Annotated in this window: 9 protein-coding genes; 3 read left to right on the forward strand and 6 right to left on the reverse strand. The window is 42.0% G+C overall.

The features are described 5' to 3' along the window. Positions 1 to 64: 64 nt before the first annotated feature. On the reverse strand, positions 65 to 1,864 hold the full coding sequence (locus NIES208_RS04140) for a phosphodiester glycosidase family protein (RefSeq protein ID WP_075890021.1): 1,800 nt from the start codon (positions 1,862 to 1,864) through the stop codon (positions 65 to 67). Positions 1,865 to 2,313: 449 nt separating this feature from the next. Here NIES208_RS04140 and NIES208_RS04145 point away from each other — a divergent pair, with 449 nt between their 5' ends. After that, positions 2,314 to 6,939 (forward strand): glutamate synthase-related protein, encoded by a 4,626-nt coding sequence (locus NIES208_RS04145; protein ID WP_075890023.1) that lies wholly within the window; start codon positions 2,314 to 2,316, stop codon positions 6,937 to 6,939. A 120-nt stretch (positions 6,940 to 7,059) separates the two neighbouring features. Here NIES208_RS04145 and NIES208_RS04150 read toward each other — a convergent pair whose 3' ends face one another. After that, positions 7,060 to 8,943 carry a lipoxygenase family protein gene (locus NIES208_RS04150; RefSeq protein ID WP_075890025.1) on the reverse strand — a complete coding sequence of 628 codons (1,884 nt, stop codon included), beginning with the start codon at positions 8,941 to 8,943 and terminating at the stop codon, positions 7,060 to 7,062. A 579-nt stretch (positions 8,944 to 9,522) separates the two neighbouring features. Here NIES208_RS04150 and NIES208_RS04155 point away from each other — a divergent pair. Then, the gene (locus NIES208_RS04155; RefSeq protein ID WP_084176528.1) at positions 9,523 to 10,206 is read left to right on the forward strand and encodes an FkbM family methyltransferase; all 684 of its coding nucleotides are present in this window, start codon (positions 9,523 to 9,525) and stop codon (positions 10,204 to 10,206) included. 517 nt (positions 10,207 to 10,723) lie between these two features. Here the strand turns inward: NIES208_RS04155 and NIES208_RS04160 are convergent. From NIES208_RS04160 to NIES208_RS18855, 4 genes are all read right to left on the reverse strand, one after another. Beyond that, on the reverse strand, positions 10,724 to 11,434 hold the full coding sequence (locus NIES208_RS04160; RefSeq protein WP_075890029.1) for a sulfotransferase family protein: 711 nt from the start codon (positions 11,432 to 11,434) through the stop codon (positions 10,724 to 10,726). 127 nt (positions 11,435 to 11,561) lie between these two features. After that, complete coding sequence (locus tag NIES208_RS04165; RefSeq protein WP_075890031.1) at positions 11,562 to 12,719, reverse strand: DUF2827 family protein; 1,158 nt, start codon at positions 12,717 to 12,719, stop codon at positions 11,562 to 11,564. 152 nt (positions 12,720 to 12,871) lie between these two features. Beyond that, positions 12,872 to 14,023, reverse strand: coding sequence for a DUF2827 family protein (locus tag NIES208_RS04170; RefSeq protein WP_075890033.1), 1,152 nt, complete (start codon positions 14,021 to 14,023; stop codon positions 12,872 to 12,874). Positions 14,024 to 14,472: 449 nt separating this feature from the next. Beyond that, positions 14,473 to 14,754, reverse strand: coding sequence for a YadA-like family protein (locus NIES208_RS18855; RefSeq protein WP_075890035.1), 282 nt, complete (start codon positions 14,752 to 14,754; stop codon positions 14,473 to 14,475). A gap of 163 nt (positions 14,755 to 14,917) precedes the next feature. On the opposite strand from NIES208_RS18855, the gene NIES208_RS18860 reads away from it, so the two are divergent. After that, positions 14,918 to 15,137 (forward strand): hypothetical protein (locus NIES208_RS18860; protein WP_171971712.1); only part of this gene is annotated, 220 nt, incomplete at its 3' end.

Below are 15,137 nucleotides of genomic sequence, written 5' to 3' on the forward strand. Positions count from 1 at the left end.
AGCCAAGACATCTGATAGGCTTCAAAGCCCATACCAATCTTGCCGGCCACCACTATATTGGGCATTATTCTGCGATAAACAGTCCAATGCCATTATTCACGCGGCCAACTGTAGATGAATGGCGATCGCCTACATCTCCCCCCAGCACCAAGGCCGATGAACCACCACCATCAAGATTAAGCGCATCTACAGCTCCTAGACGCATCAAAATATCAGACCATTCCCGCAGCGTTGCCCCAGAGCTTTCTGCCGCTGTGCCATGGACTGTCGCCAACAGAATTTTGCCGTCTCGGGTTCTGGCGATCGCGCTCCGAGAGGCGGACTGAATATTAAACCACTTACTAAATTGTTCCGACTCACCATTGAGGACAACGCGACCATTTTGAATGAGCAGCGGCCCCGCTCCCATCACCTGTGGGAATGACTCAAAGTTCGGAGGATTTAGCACTTCATAACGTTGGAAGGTTGTACCTTCAGGCAATTTGTCTGCGCCACTGCGGAACGACCGAAACACCATTAAATAGCCCTTCTCAGGAATAAGGTAACGGTCAGCACCAGCTTTTCCTGCATTTTTTCGGTGGGTAATGATCTCTGAACTACCGTTGCTATCCACCGTCAAAATCACTTCGTTATCGACCGCCGTTTGGTAATAATCGCCCCATGCTTTTGTATAGCGGGATACGCCAGCTTTGACATAGCCACTATTGAGAAAATCAACGGTCAACCGCTGACCATTGTCGGCAACGATATCCTCCCGCAAACTAAAGCGATCAAATTGCCAATTACCCTTGTTATCCCAGGCCACTGCGCCACGGTTCAAAATTGGACTAGAGCGCCATTCGCCATCGGTGCGCACAGCTCCCAATGGAAACTGATTATTACGATTGAAAAAACCTGCATTAATGCCGGCGATCGCCCCACTACTTTGCACTTGGGTAAGCATCGGCGCAAGACCCACAATCGTTTGGTCAGACAGGGAAATCGGCTTAAGCTGAAACTGATTTTGAGTCGGGTCAATTTCCAGCCAAGTAACCGCAAAACCACCGTTATTTTTACCCGGTAAGACAACATTATTTTGTCGCCACGTCACCCCCGGCAACCACGCAATATTTCGAGCAGGACGTATATCTCGACTGAGATCAATCACGAGACGCGATGGATTTGCCAAACTAAACACGCGCATCTGCGGGGCGATCGCCTCCGGAAAACTCAAGAACGTTGCATTACCCTCATGGGTGAGCTCAAAGGGAAAAGAGGGCTGGGAAAATAAACCCTGTTGCTTAGCCTGCAACCCCAACAAATAATCACTAGAATTCCCCTGAATGCGAATTTTATTGGGCATTACCTGTCGCCAAACCACCGGACGATCCACATCAAGCACAATGCGCTTGCCCCATGTTTGATGCCCCACGCGAACGGCTGTAATGCCGGCTTGGGGTGTCTCTAAAACCAGCTCATTACCCTGTCGTTGCCATTGCCAGCCCGCCGTTTTTGCTAGCTCAGTAATGTCAAGATATCTATATGGATTAGAAAAATAAATGGGCAGGCGATCGCCCACTCCGAACCACTCAATGGGCTGCTCTGTTGTGCTGGTGGTGTCCAGTAATTTCACCCCCAGACTTTTCTCTAGATTGAGAGATTCGATACCTAATTTTGTCTCACCATTTTCTGACCAAACCGCCCACTGCCCCCGCAAGTTTTGACCATTGACCCTGAGGCGATCGCCTTCAAATTCCATCATTTGCGGCGCTGCGGCGATCGCCGATTTTTGCCCCAGCCGTACCCCTTCCGACGAAAACCGAACCTCCGGCGCTCCAAACAAAACCAAACTACTCATTAACAATCCCAGCCACCCTTTACTCATATGCCGCACCTAGGTTATCCACCAATCTATGACCTTCTACCGCAAGAAGGGTTCCATTTAATATCTTCTTCCACCCTGATATACTTGATTCCCCTGAGTTTACCTATTGTTAAAACACTTTTTTTCCTATAATGTGCCTAAAATGTTTTTTTGATGGCGACTTGATCAAGCTATCCCTTGAAAGAATTTGCATAGGGTGGCGATTGACTAGCAGAAAAAGTGTTCACTAGGGTCAATATCAGAATTTGAACCGTGGCAAAATATGGTTCGCTTATGCTTGACTATTTCAGAAATACGATTATCTTAAATGAGGCTTTAGCGTAGCGTTCCTTAACTTTTAGTATTGATCCCAGTCTAAAGGTTTCAACAACAATTATTCGCCAAAACTCCATCTTGCGCGTATTGCCCAAGGGCTTTTTAACAAACTCCTACCTATGGATCGAGACATAATGAATCAGCACCATAACTCCTCAACTCACAATACTTCAGAAGAAAAGTACTACACCGGTCCCCGTTGGCTTGTGGAAGAGCGGGATGCCTGTGGTGTCGGTTTTTTAGCCTATAAAGATGGTCGCAAAACCCACAAACTTGTCGAGCAAACTTTAACGGCTCTCGGCTGTATGGAACACCGGGGTGGCTGTACCGCTGACCGTGTATCGGGTGATGGTGCTGGTGTAATGACAGCTTTACCCCACGAACTGTTTGCAGAGTGGTTCCAAGCCCAGGGGATTGAGCAGCCAGCACCCGAATCCTATGGTGTGGGGATGGTATTTTTACCCCCGGAGGTGACAGCCCAGCAAAAGGCCAAAGCAATTGTTGAAAAAAGTTTAGGCGATCGCCACTTCAAGATTCTCGGTTGGCGTGAAGTACCCGTTGCCCCTGAGACTCTGGGGACTCAAGCTCGCGAAAATCAGCCCTATATGGCTCAGGTTTTTGTCACTTCAGAGCAAGGTTTAACTGGCGATGCTCTAGATAAGGAACTCTACATCGTTCGTTCGACTATTGGTAAGCACCTCACCGATGTCTTTTATGTTTGTACCTTGTCCTGCCGCACGATTGTCTATAAGGGTATGGTGCAGTCCGAAGTTCTTGGGCAGTTCTACAAAGATTTAAAGAATCCCCTCTATAAGAGTGAATTTGCGGTTTACCACCGTCGCTTTAGTACGAATACAATGCCGAAATGGCCTTTAGCGCACCCCATGCGTCTACTCGGCCACAATGGTGAGATTAATACCCTCATCGGTAATATCAACTGGATGAAGGCACGGGAAAATATCCTTGAAATTCCCGGCTGGGACAAGGCAGAAATTGAAGCGCTCCACCCCATTGTTAATGTTGAAAACAGTGACTCTTTTAATCTTGACAGCGCCATGGAGATGCTGGTGCGGGCTGGGCGATCGCCGATGGAAGCGGCCATGATCCTTGTGCCTGAGGCCTATCAAAATCAACCAAATCTTGCCGAACACCCCGAAATCACAGATTTTTATGACTATTACGCAGGTCTCCAAGAGCCTTGGGATGGTCCCGCCCTCTTAGTTTTCAGCGATGGTAAAACCGTTGGTGCCAGCTTAGATCGGAATGGTTTACGTCCCGCTCGCTACTGCGTCACAAAAGATGGCTATATTTTAGTTTCCTCCGAGGCAGGCGTTGTCGATGTTTTAGATGAAGAAATTGTAGAGAAAGGTCGTCTTGGTCCCGGTCAAATGGTGGCCGTTGATTTCCAGACCCAAGAAGTGCTCAAAAATTGGGACATTAAAAAGCGCGTGGCCCAAGAAAAACCCTATGGTCAGTGGCTCAAGGAAAATCGTGAGACCCTAGAAACTCAGCCCTTTAACGGCGATCGCACTGAGCCTAAAGAAGATCTCCTTCGTCTACAAACAGCCTTTGGTTATACCGCTGAAGATGTGGACATGATCATTAACGCGATGGCAGAAATGGCGAAGGAACCAACTTTCTGTATGGGTGACGATATTCCCCTTGCAGTGCTTTCCGATAAACCACGTTTACTATTTGATTACTTTAAGCAGCGCTTTGCTCAGGTCACAAATCCCCCCATTGACCCCCTCCGCGAGAAGCTGGTCATGTCCCTTAATATGTATCTGGGTGAGCGGGGTAGCTTGTTAACGGCTGATGCAAAAGATGCCAATGTTATCAAAATCAATAGCCCTGTTCTCAATGAAGCTGAACTCGCAAAAGTTGTTAGTAGCTCCCTTAAATCAGTAACGCTTAGCACAACCTACGCGATCGCCTCAGGGCCCAGCGGCTTAAAGACAGCACTGGGTGAATTGTGTTCAGCCGCCGAAGAAGCCGTTAAGTCTGGCGCAAAAATTATTGTGCTCAGCGATCGCGCTAATGGCACAGTCAGTAAAGAACAAAGCTTTATTCCACCTCTATTGGCAACTGGTGCAGTGCACCACCACTTAATTGATGTGGGTCTCCGCTTAAGTGCCTCAATCGTTGTGGAAACAGCCCAGTGTTGGAGTACCCATCACTTTGCTTGTTTGGTCGGTTATGGCGCGTCGGCAGTTTGTCCTTACCTCGCCCTTGAGTCTGTCCGCCACTGGTGGCACAATCCCAAGACTCAAAAGCAGATGGAGAAGGAACAAATTCCTGTTATTACAATTGAGAAAGCACAGGAAAATTATCGCTACGCCATTGAAGCCGGTCTCCTAAAGATTTTGTCTAAGATGGGCATTTCTCTGTTGCAGTCCTACCACGGTGCACAAATTTTTGAAGCCCTTGGTCTGGGCATGGAAGTGATTAATACAGCTTTTGCGGGTACAACTTCCCGTGTTGGCGGAATGACTCTCAACGATTTGGCACAGGAAGGCATTGCATTCCACAGTCGCGCTTTCCCTGAATTGTCCGTCACGAAGCTCGCTAACTACGGTTTTGTCAACTACCGCAAAGGCGGCGAATATCATATGAATTCGCCTGAGATGACTAAGGCACTCCACAAAGCGGTTGCAGCCTATAACAATACCGATAAGACTGAAGCTTACGATCACTACGATGTTTATCAGAAATATCAGAGCGATCGCCCAGCTACCGCATTACGGGATTTACTCGATTTCGAAAGCGATCGCCCCTCCATTGACATTAGTGAAGTGGAGTCCATTGAGGATATCGTGAAGCGCTTCTGTACTGGCGGGATGTCCCTCGGTTCTCTGTCTCGTGAAGCCCACGAAACTTTGGCGATCGCCATGAACCGTCTAGGCGCGAAATCCAACTCCGGCGAAGGTGGCGAAGACCCAGTACGTTTTAAAGTCCTTGACGATGTCGATGGAACAGGTGACTCCCCCACATTGCCCCACCTCCACGGTTTGCGTAATGGTGATACGGCTAGCTCCGCCATCAAACAAGTGGCCTCCGGTCGTTTTGGTGTGACCCCTGAATACTTAATGAGTGGTCGCCAGATCGAAATTAAGATGGCACAGGGGGCAAAGCCCGGCGAAGGCGGACAGCTTCCCGGCAAAAAAGTTAGTGAATACATCGCAATGCTGCGGAACTCCAAGCCCGGCGTAACCCTCATTTCTCCCCCTCCCCACCACGACATTTACTCCATTGAAGATTTGGCTCAGCTCATTTATGACCTGCACCAAATTAATCCCAGTGCTGGTGTTTCTGTGAAGTTGGTAGCTGAAATTGGGATCGGCACGATCGCCGCAGGTGTTGCAAAAGCCAATGCCGATGTGATTATGATTTCCGGCCATGATGGTGGCACAGGCGCATCACCCCTCAGCTCCATTAAGCACGCTGGTTGCCCTTGGGAGCTGGGTGTTACGGAAGTCCATAAAACCCTCATGGATAACCAGTTGCGCGATCGTGTCATCCTTCGTACAGACGGCGGCCTCAAAACCGGTTGGGATGTCGTGATGGCAGCAGTCATGGGCGCAGAAGAATATGGCTTCGGTTCCATTGCCATGATTGCTGAAGGTTGCATTATGGCGCGGGTTTGTCATACAAACCAATGTCCCGTTGGTGTGGCAACCCAACAAGAACGTCTCCGTAAACGCTTTAAGGGAGTTCCCGGTGATGTTGTGAACTTCTTCTATTTTGTCGCAGAAGAAATTCGCTCGATTTTGGCAAAACTTGGTTATAAGAGCCTCAATGAGGTAATTGGCCGTGCCGATCTTTTGAAGCCTCGCACTAACGCTAAACTCACAAAAACAGCTGGTTTAGTTTTAGATTGTTTAACTAATTTGCCTGATACTCGTACAAATCGTGAGTGGCTCGACCATGGTGGCATTCACAGTAACGGTCCAGTTCTTGATGATGAAATCTTGGCGGATGAAGCCGTTCAGAAAGCAATTCGTGAGCAAGGTGCTCTAACCAAAGAAATTGCAATTATTAATACTGACCGTTCTGTCGGCGCGCGGGTGTCGGGTTTCATTGCGAAGCAGTACGGTAACGAAGGCTTTGAAGGTGAGCTGAACTTCAACTTTAAGGGATCTGCTGGTCAGAGCTTCGGTGCTTTCAATCTCCTTGGTATGACAATGCACCTTGAAGGAGAATCCAACGATTACGTCGGCAAAGGTATGAATGGTGGCGAAATTATTATCGTTCCTAGCGAAAAATCTCAGTTCGCTGCGGCAGATAACGTCATTATCGGTAATACCTGTTTGTATGGTGCGACAGGCGGTACGCTTTATGCCAATGGCCGTGCGGGTGAGCGCTTTGCGGTACGGAACTCTAAAGGTAAGGCTGTCGTTGAAGGCACGGGAGACCACTGCTGTGAATACATGACTGGTGGTGTGATTGTTGTGCTGGGTGAAGTCGGTCGTAATGTCGGTGCAGGTATGACTGGTGGTCTCACCTACATCCTTGACCCTGAAAATACGCTGCCTGCGAAGATGAACACTGAAATCGTCGAGATTCAACGAGTTGGTACTGCAGCCGGTGAAAAGGAGCTTAAGGATCTGATTACGGCTCACGCGGAAAAGACAGGTAGTGCTAAAGCAAAAGCGATTTTGGCAGACTGGGCAACTTACCTACCTCAATTCTGGCAGGTTGTACCGCCTTCTGAAGCCGATCGCCCTGAAGTTGTAGAGCAAAAAGAGCTTGCATCTGTATAAACTTCTTTCGTTCTGCATTATTTAGGCCATAAAAAATAAACATCCCCACTCAGTTTTGACTCGGTGGGGATTTACTTTTGGAGCTATGAGGCGGCGATCGCCCCACAACACATTCAGCGATTAGATATTGATACTCTGGGGAATAAGACTAGGGAGTAAATATTCATAGGTTGGGCGATCGCCATTACGCTTGTGGATAATCATCTCAATTTCCTCGAGTCGCCCTTGAAATTGCCGCAGCGGCTTTTGAATTTTCGGGTCACCAAGATGCTTTTTGTCATACTGCCCTAACTGCGTGAAGTGAACAGACCCAAGTAAATGACACAGTTTTAATTGCTCCTGAGCCTGAGAAATTGGCGGCAGCAAATCAAGATAATCCTGTTCTGCCGTCTGATCACCCAGATTATCAAGGGGAGCATAGCCCGCAGTCGGCATACCCGGCGCAAAACTCATCAAACCCTTCTGCGGAAAATTTACCGCCGCATGTTGGGCACTCACCGTAAAAATAATGAGCGTCACTGCATCGATCAGGTACGACAACGTTTTGATATCACCATCTTCACCAAAGTCCACCACTCGCCCACCCTTATAGGAAATGAGTTCCTTTGCCCAAGCTTGTAGCGCCTGATCACGCTGCACAGCACTATCGCCCGGATAATAAGTCTTCAAGTAAGCCTTAACCCAGTTATAAATCGCCTCCCAAATCAATAAAGCATCATCACGATAGGGATAAACCGGTAATGCCTCCGTATCATCAACACCGCGCGCAGCCAATTGATCCGGCAACATAGCACGATTAAAACCATAGGTTTGCACACCCAGCACCGCAAACAAACGGGCATTATCAATAGTTGTCGCCAAAATTTTATCAACACCACCCCCCTTGTAAATCAATTTCGCCTGCGCAGAATCATTGATCGCCAACATCCCTAAAAAATGGGGCGTTAGTAATTTAAACAAAGGATGATTTTCTGGCAATTGTCTATGGGTGGCGATCACAAACGGCCCCATAAACAAATGAGTCCGCCCTAAATGAGTAACCGCCTCATGGAAATTCGCATCCGCAACCTGTACCGCCGTTTTCGCACAGAGCCAAGCATACCGATTAGACTTCGGCGTGAGAATCGGATACTCCTTCGGTTTTTGACCCAACTGAATCGCAACAGGCCTCAAATCACGTTTCCCAGCATCTGCCTTTGGTACAGCAAACAACGCTAACGGCGCATAAAGATATTTCTGATCCGTCGGAAAAGAACCATTAACCGCACCATCCAAAATCTCATAATCACACAAAAATAATCGACCCTCCGCCCTTGCCGCAGCAAGAGAATCCCCCTCTCCCATCACCGCTTGATAATGAGCCTCCGTCACAGGAAAACGAGGATCAGGTTCCGTGATTTTTTCGAGCATAACCGCATTAGGTCCCGCCACCCTCATATAAGCAAAACTTTCATCCGTTTGATACTCATAAGCAATCTCCGGTAAATCAATCGTGGCAAAAAGCCTCTCAAAATCTGTACTCGATAGACAACGACCATCCTTACCGTCAACGGTAAGTTGCTCCATCACATTTGCAGCAAAATCCTCTAGAAAATCTCTACTAACAGTTTTAATAGCATCCCGCATCACCTCTTCAACATCCACAACATCCGTCGTAATTTCACCCCAAATAATTCGAGGCAGAAACCTCGCACCTTGCAGCAAGACACGCACTTTGGACAACCCTTTCTGTTCCCCAAAAGTTTCCTTTAACCTAGCAATCAAAAAAGCCCGTACATCATTCGCTGCACCAGCCTTCCCTTGATCACCATAAGTCACAATTATTTTATTAACCAAAAGCTGATAACCCACCTTCGCCACCATCAACTTCCAAGGTATTGACCATTTTTCGCTTTCCGGCAAGGTATCGACCATTGCCACTGGAGGAATGTGACTATAGTTATACTTATACTTTTCTTGCTTTTCGATTAAGCCTAGATTTTGGGAGCCTGATGTTGCGGTCATGTTTTTGCCTAAAGGAATTCAGCATTTTAGCCACAGTATAATCAGTTTTTTTGCTATAGGCCTAAGTTTTGCGGGACTGAAATAATGTTTTTTGCTCAATATTGTTTTGCATAAAACATTGTTTTTTCATCTTCAAAAGATATAGCTTAGAGTTTATTTAGGTGGCTAAAATCAAAAAAACTTAGATTACATATAGTCAAAAAAAAGCGCATGGATCCTCGTCAAAAAATGTAATATCGTCATTGTTTAAAGACCTTGATGAATATATTATGTACACGTGTGATTTTTTACTCTAACTGAATATGTAAAACCAAGAAAAATCAGCTCTTGCAAATCTGGATCTCGTAAATTCTAAAATTGTACAGAAAAAACAAGGTAAAAGCTTATACCGTTTTTGATATATCTTTGCGACTATTAAGAGAAACAGTTCATGTGTCACAAATAGAAGAGATTCGCCATTTAAGTTTGATCCTTGTGTAATGGAATCTGATAAAAACCTCATATTATATATGATGTCATTCACTGTATTCTTTATACTATTTACATTAATGAGCTCATAAATATTTTGGAGGATATCTTATGACTACTACTTTTCTCTCGGAAATAAAGAGCACAATGCAAATGACCGAGCCTGTTACTTTTTTTGATGTAGGGGCAAATGTAGGTCAAACAATTGAACAGATGCGTAGTATTTTTCCACAAGTTACTATTTATGCTTTCGAGCCAGCTTTGCCAGTTTTTACATTTGTTGCTGAAAAAAATAAAAATGATAAAAACCTGAGTATCCATCAAATTGCTCTCGGTTGTCATGAAGGAACAGAAACATTTCTCTCTGATTGTAGCGCTAGCGCTGGTAACCGTATTATTAAAAATCAAACAATTACTGAACCTACTGAAACAGTAAGTGTTCTGACTGGAGATACCTTTTGCCAAGAACATAAGATTGAGCAGATAGATTTTTTGAAAATTGATACAGAAGGCTACAATATCGATGTCCTAGGTGGCTTCGTAAACATGCTTCGAGCGCAAAAAATCAAATATATTCAGGTTGAATGCACGACCAATCTCGATAATCATTTCCACGTGCACTTAGAACGCTTTATTCACTTTTTACATCCTTTTGGATATCGTCTATTTGGTTTGTATGAGTTTAATCGCCAGATATATGTAACTCAGCAAAAACTTAATGGCATTTGGTTTTGTAACGCTGTTTTTGTAACAGAAATTGAAAACCCGAAATTGCGGACTGACGGTAAAAATTAAATTCTCAGCTTCCATATCATCCGAACTACATCCTAAGTTCAATAAGTATGTTTCATCATACAGGTAAGCTCAAGTGAATCAATTTGCTCTCCAATTAACTTTAGGCTTGTCTTGGCTTACATCTTGTTAAAAAAAACAGTGTGGAAGACTAAGAGGATACCTGAGAAGTCTATATTCTTTATAAATATTGCGTAATTTATACTAGTTTAATCATCCAAAATTCTTGTTTTCGTATGCAATTCATTTCGACAAATGTTACGAGCAGAACTTTTTTAGATATCTCTTAAAACAGATACCATTAGTTAACATTAGGTTTACATTTCATTACTACAGTTGTTAGTTTCACCTAAATTCGGGTACTAATTGTCACTTTCTAATTCTAATATAGCCACTTATAATTGTATTGCTCCATCACAGTTTATTTCAAAGTAAAAAATGATTGATCATTAGAAGTTACTGCTGTAACAAGAGTCACTTCTTATACTTGTAATCACTTTCAATATTTACTGTGTAGTAATTAGTTCTTCGGATAAAAATAGTCTAAAACTGATTTATCTATCTGACTATCTATCATTTCAATAATATCTCTTGTTATCTCTGCTAAAGGTTTTTTATGAGATGCTGGAGCTTTGGAAGGCTCAGGAGGATACTCCGCCCAATGACGATAAATCGTATTTCCAATACGACGTTCTACGAATTTCAGCGTCCATGTATCTCCACCATGCATATATTCGGTAATGGCTTTAGGCACAGTCGGCTCTGGTAGCCACTGATATAGACGCTTAAGCACAGATAACTGATCTTGTTTGAAATCTTCATATCGAATAATCATCCCGTAAGGTACTAACTCCATAAATTTTTGATAGCTAGCATACTTTTGATTCCACATATCTAGTACATTGGCATAATCTTCAATAGGATATTTCAGAAAGTCTTTAAAGCCATATCTATGAATCAACGCATCGTAATCACAGTATGGCCGGCGATGCATTGCAGCAGCCCATTCATAAGGATGACGTACAGTAATAAGAAATAAAGTATTTAGAACTAATGGCTCGCTCTGAAGCTCTTTTACTGAAGGAGCTTTTCTATGCTTCCAACCCAAAAAATCATAATATCGATAGTCTAAATTAAAGTTTTGAATGATGAGTTTAGCTATTATATTTGTCGCAGTATGACGCTCACCAAAAATTTTAAATTGAGTAATTGAGCTTTTATCTTGAAACATTATAATGACATAAACATAAAGAATTTATTCAGAAATCAAACTTACTAACCAGTGCAAGTTTATGAAAATATAGCAACATTTCAACTCAAATTAGATGTCAATTAATACAATATCAACGTAAAAGAAATCAAGCAATTAATTTGTTAATGATTTTTTTGTATCCATTAATATTCCTTTTGTTGCTTACGCTGAATTTATTCAGCGCTTTTGCTGCTTGCTTAGCATATTCTTCAAGGCGAGAGTCATGATTTTCCAGAGCCTCTTTCAAAGCCTCAGCGCCTTTCTTAACATCGAAATTAGGATAGTAATATCCGTATTCTTTGAGTGTATCTGAATTATGTATGAGCGGAATATTATAGTAGAGCGCATCTAAATAAAGATAATTTAATGAGCATAGATGCTGGTGACTAACAATGAAATCACAATCAAAATGAAGAATATCTGGAACCGCAAAGCGAGCTTCCGAAGTGAACAAAGACTTTCCCTCAAAATAGTTGAACAAGTGCTGAAAGGCCTGTCTTTCCCGAAGATTATTTGAACAATATATTCGAACAGTTTTGCGCTTAAGAGCTTTTTTATCCTGACTGTAGAGCGATTCTACAATACTAACTGGAATAACTGCATTTTTTACAAGATTTATATTCGCTTCTAATATCCCAATATGCTTGTCACTTTCGGGAGAATATTGAGGATCAAAATCAGGATTGTTTTTTTTCCTCAAGTTCTCAAGTTTTTGTAAAAACCATGGTTCATATATGTACGGGAGAATAGCTACGTTAGATTTTGTTAATGTTTCCACATATTCTTTATGATAAGCATGTTGGGGATTAATCCACTGCTCATCAATGATACCCGGTGCATACATAGGTAGTGCACCAACATAACGATCTTTTATATTATAGATAATATCTTCCATCAGTCCCCACATCACAATGCCGACTAATAAGTTAACAAACTTAGTAGAAAAGCGTTCTTTAATTGCTTTGATGAAATTTTCAGGTAAGTATGATTCTGCGTGAATCAGAACATCATATTGAACAGGATTATTTAGTTTGGGGTCTAAGGCTTTTAGCTCTACTAAAGGAGTATCGTCGTTTAACTGATTCTGATTCTGAATAGACTCATCTAAACAACTATCGGAAACAAGAACGTAAGAAACTTCATACTCTGGGATAGAGCGAAGCAAAGAAACAAGATAATAAGTGTTTTGTTCTAACCCAGAATTGAATTTTGTATTTAATCCCTGATATTTAGAGACTACAAAACCAATTTTGATTTTATTCATTACATTAATACTGTGTTGAGAGAACGACAAATAATTTTTGAAGCTAATTATCTAATTAAAAAATATAAATAACTAATATATGTGCTTGCAACTAGTCTAAATCAATTCATTATTATTTTTGATGATTTTCAAGGCTAATACTCTGTAAGAAATCATTTAGCGAGAAGTGAGCGAATAAGATTTTTATATCCGTCAATATTTTGTTGATTTCTCGTACTAAACTGATATAAGGCTTTTTTCGCCGAGCTATCATATGCCTCAATATAAGAATTATGATTTTCTAATGCATTCTTCAAAGCTTGAGCACCTTTTCTGATATCAAAATCAGGATAATAGTACCCATAATCTTTAAGCATATCAGAGTTATGAATAAGAGGAATATTGTAATAAAGCGCATCAAGATAAAGGTAGTTTAATTCATTCGAATGCTGATGACTAATAATGAAATCGCAATTGTAGTGAAGAATATCTACTATAGTAAAACGAGGGTTAGCAGTAAATAGTGATTTGCTTTTAAAATATCCAAATAATCGTTGGAAAGATCGATGCTTAACCAAATGGTCAGCTCCATAAATTAACACGGCTCTCTCTTCGAACAACTCTTTATTAATGCAGTAAAGTTGCTCTATGATACATGCTGGTATTACTGCGTTTTTCGTGACACTAATATTGGGTTCTAGTATTCCAATATTTTTCCTTGTACTAGTACAGTAATAAGACGAAAAATTAGAGTTTTGTTCTTTTCGTGAATTCTCTAATTTCTGTAAAAACCAGGGCTCGTATAAATAAGGGATAATCATTACTGGAGATTTGGTTAGAGTCTCAAGAAATGTTTTCTGATAAAAGTAGTGAGGACTTGTCCATAGTTCATCCATAATACCAGATTCATAAGTCGGTATCGCAGAAGCATTGCGATTATGAATAATGGCTTCCATGAATCCCCACATTGTATTTCCAGCAAAAAAAGTGACAAATTTTGTTGGGAAACGTGATCGTATTGCCTTAATAAAATGCTCTGGTAGATACGATTCTATATGTATCAAAACATCATATATAACTGGCTCTTCCAGTGTTGGGTCTAAACTATTAAGTTCAACTAAAGGTGTATCATCTTGTAATTCTCGTTGGTTTTTGAGAGACTCTTCCAAGCAATTGTCTGAGACTAATACGTATGAGATCTCATATTCAGCAATTGAACGAAATAAGGCAACTAAGTAATAAGTATTTTGTTCTAATCCATTAGTGAATTTTGTTTGGATACCTTTATATTTAGGTATAACAAAACCAATTTTAATTTTACTCATAAATAAATTACTGTACTGAAACTTGTAAATATAAAATACTGTACTGGCTAAATAACAGTAAGTAAGTAATTTAATTGATTAAACATTGCAGAAATCCTCTGAGATGAAAAAGATTAGAGTGAAGACTTTGGATAGAAAAAATCGCCTTTTCCAAGATCTAACCTAGAATCTCTCTTTATTTGGTTTTTTGAATTTAGTTTTTGGGAGCTTTATTGTTTAAAGTTCAAATCTTCTCTCTATTAAAAATCATCAATTAGATTTGTAAATTTTAAAATCAGAACTGATTAGTCAGGAAAAAACACTGGTCTACGATAGATTGATTTTGGTTAATGTGAAGAGATTAGAACTAGGAAAATGGAGAAAAAGCCTGCAATTGTAAATTTTAGATTAGATAATCATCATCTAAATTATTTGATCTACAGGCTTTTTAATCGATATTTGTCAGATATCTACCATTGGATAGACAAACCAGCAGCAGCACCAAAAGTATCTTTGTTCAAACCAAATCCAATACCAGTGTTGAAAATCACTTGAGTGCCAGGACTATTGGGATCTGTAAATGAGAACGTTCCACTAATAGCAATTGATTGTTGGTTTTTAAAGGTACCGAATGCAACGCCAACTCCGTAACGCTTACCAGGAGCTAGTCCTTTAGTAAGACTAGATAAGGCAAGTGCAATTGCAATACCAGAACTGTTTTCTTCGATTTCATCAAACGCTTCATTGATCAAAGCACGATTTTCAGCAATGTTTGCACTGTTAGTGGCAATGTTGCTGCTATTCGTACTGATATTAGTACTGTTAGTGGCAATGTTGCTGCTATTCGTACTGATATTAGTACTGTTAGTGGCAATGTTGCTGCTATTCGTACTGATATTAGTACTGTTAGTGGCAATGTTGCTGCTGTTCGCTGTGATGTTTGTACTGAGTGCCGTAATGTTCGAGCTATTAGCGGTGATGTTCGAAGAATTCGCTGTGATGTTCGAAGAATTGGCCGTGATGTTCGAGCTATTAGCCGTGATGTTCGAAGAATTGGCCGTGATGTTCGAGCTATTAGCCGTGATGTTCGAAGAGTTGGCCGTAATATTCGAGCTATTAGCCGTGATGTTCGAAG

This window comes from [Limnothrix rosea] IAM M-220 (assembly GCF_001904615.1).
In the GTDB taxonomy this organism is placed as follows: domain Bacteria; phylum Cyanobacteriota; class Cyanobacteriia; order Cyanobacteriales; family MRBY01; genus MRBY01.

Coding starts and splice junctions, on each gene's coding strand:
- NIES208_RS04150 (WP_075890025.1), bottom strand. CDS start 8,943: ATGACCGCAACATCAGGCTCCCAAAATCTAGGCTTAATCGAAAAGCAA.
- NIES208_RS04165 (WP_075890031.1), bottom strand. CDS start 12,719: ATGAATAAAATCAAAATTGGTTTTGTAGTCTCTAAATATCAGGGATTA.
- NIES208_RS04155 (WP_084176528.1), top strand. CDS start 9,523: ATGACTACTACTTTTCTCTCGGAAATAAAGAGCACAATGCAAATGACC.
- NIES208_RS04140 (WP_075890021.1), bottom strand. CDS start 1,864: ATGAGTAAAGGGTGGCTGGGATTGTTAATGAGTAGTTTGGTTTTGTTT.
- NIES208_RS04170 (WP_075890033.1), bottom strand. CDS start 14,023: ATGAGTAAAATTAAAATTGGTTTTGTTATACCTAAATATAAAGGTATC.
- NIES208_RS04160 (WP_075890029.1), bottom strand. CDS start 11,434: ATGTTTCAAGATAAAAGCTCAATTACTCAATTTAAAATTTTTGGTGAG.
- NIES208_RS04145 (WP_075890023.1), top strand. CDS start 2,314: ATGAATCAGCACCATAACTCCTCAACTCACAATACTTCAGAAGAAAAG.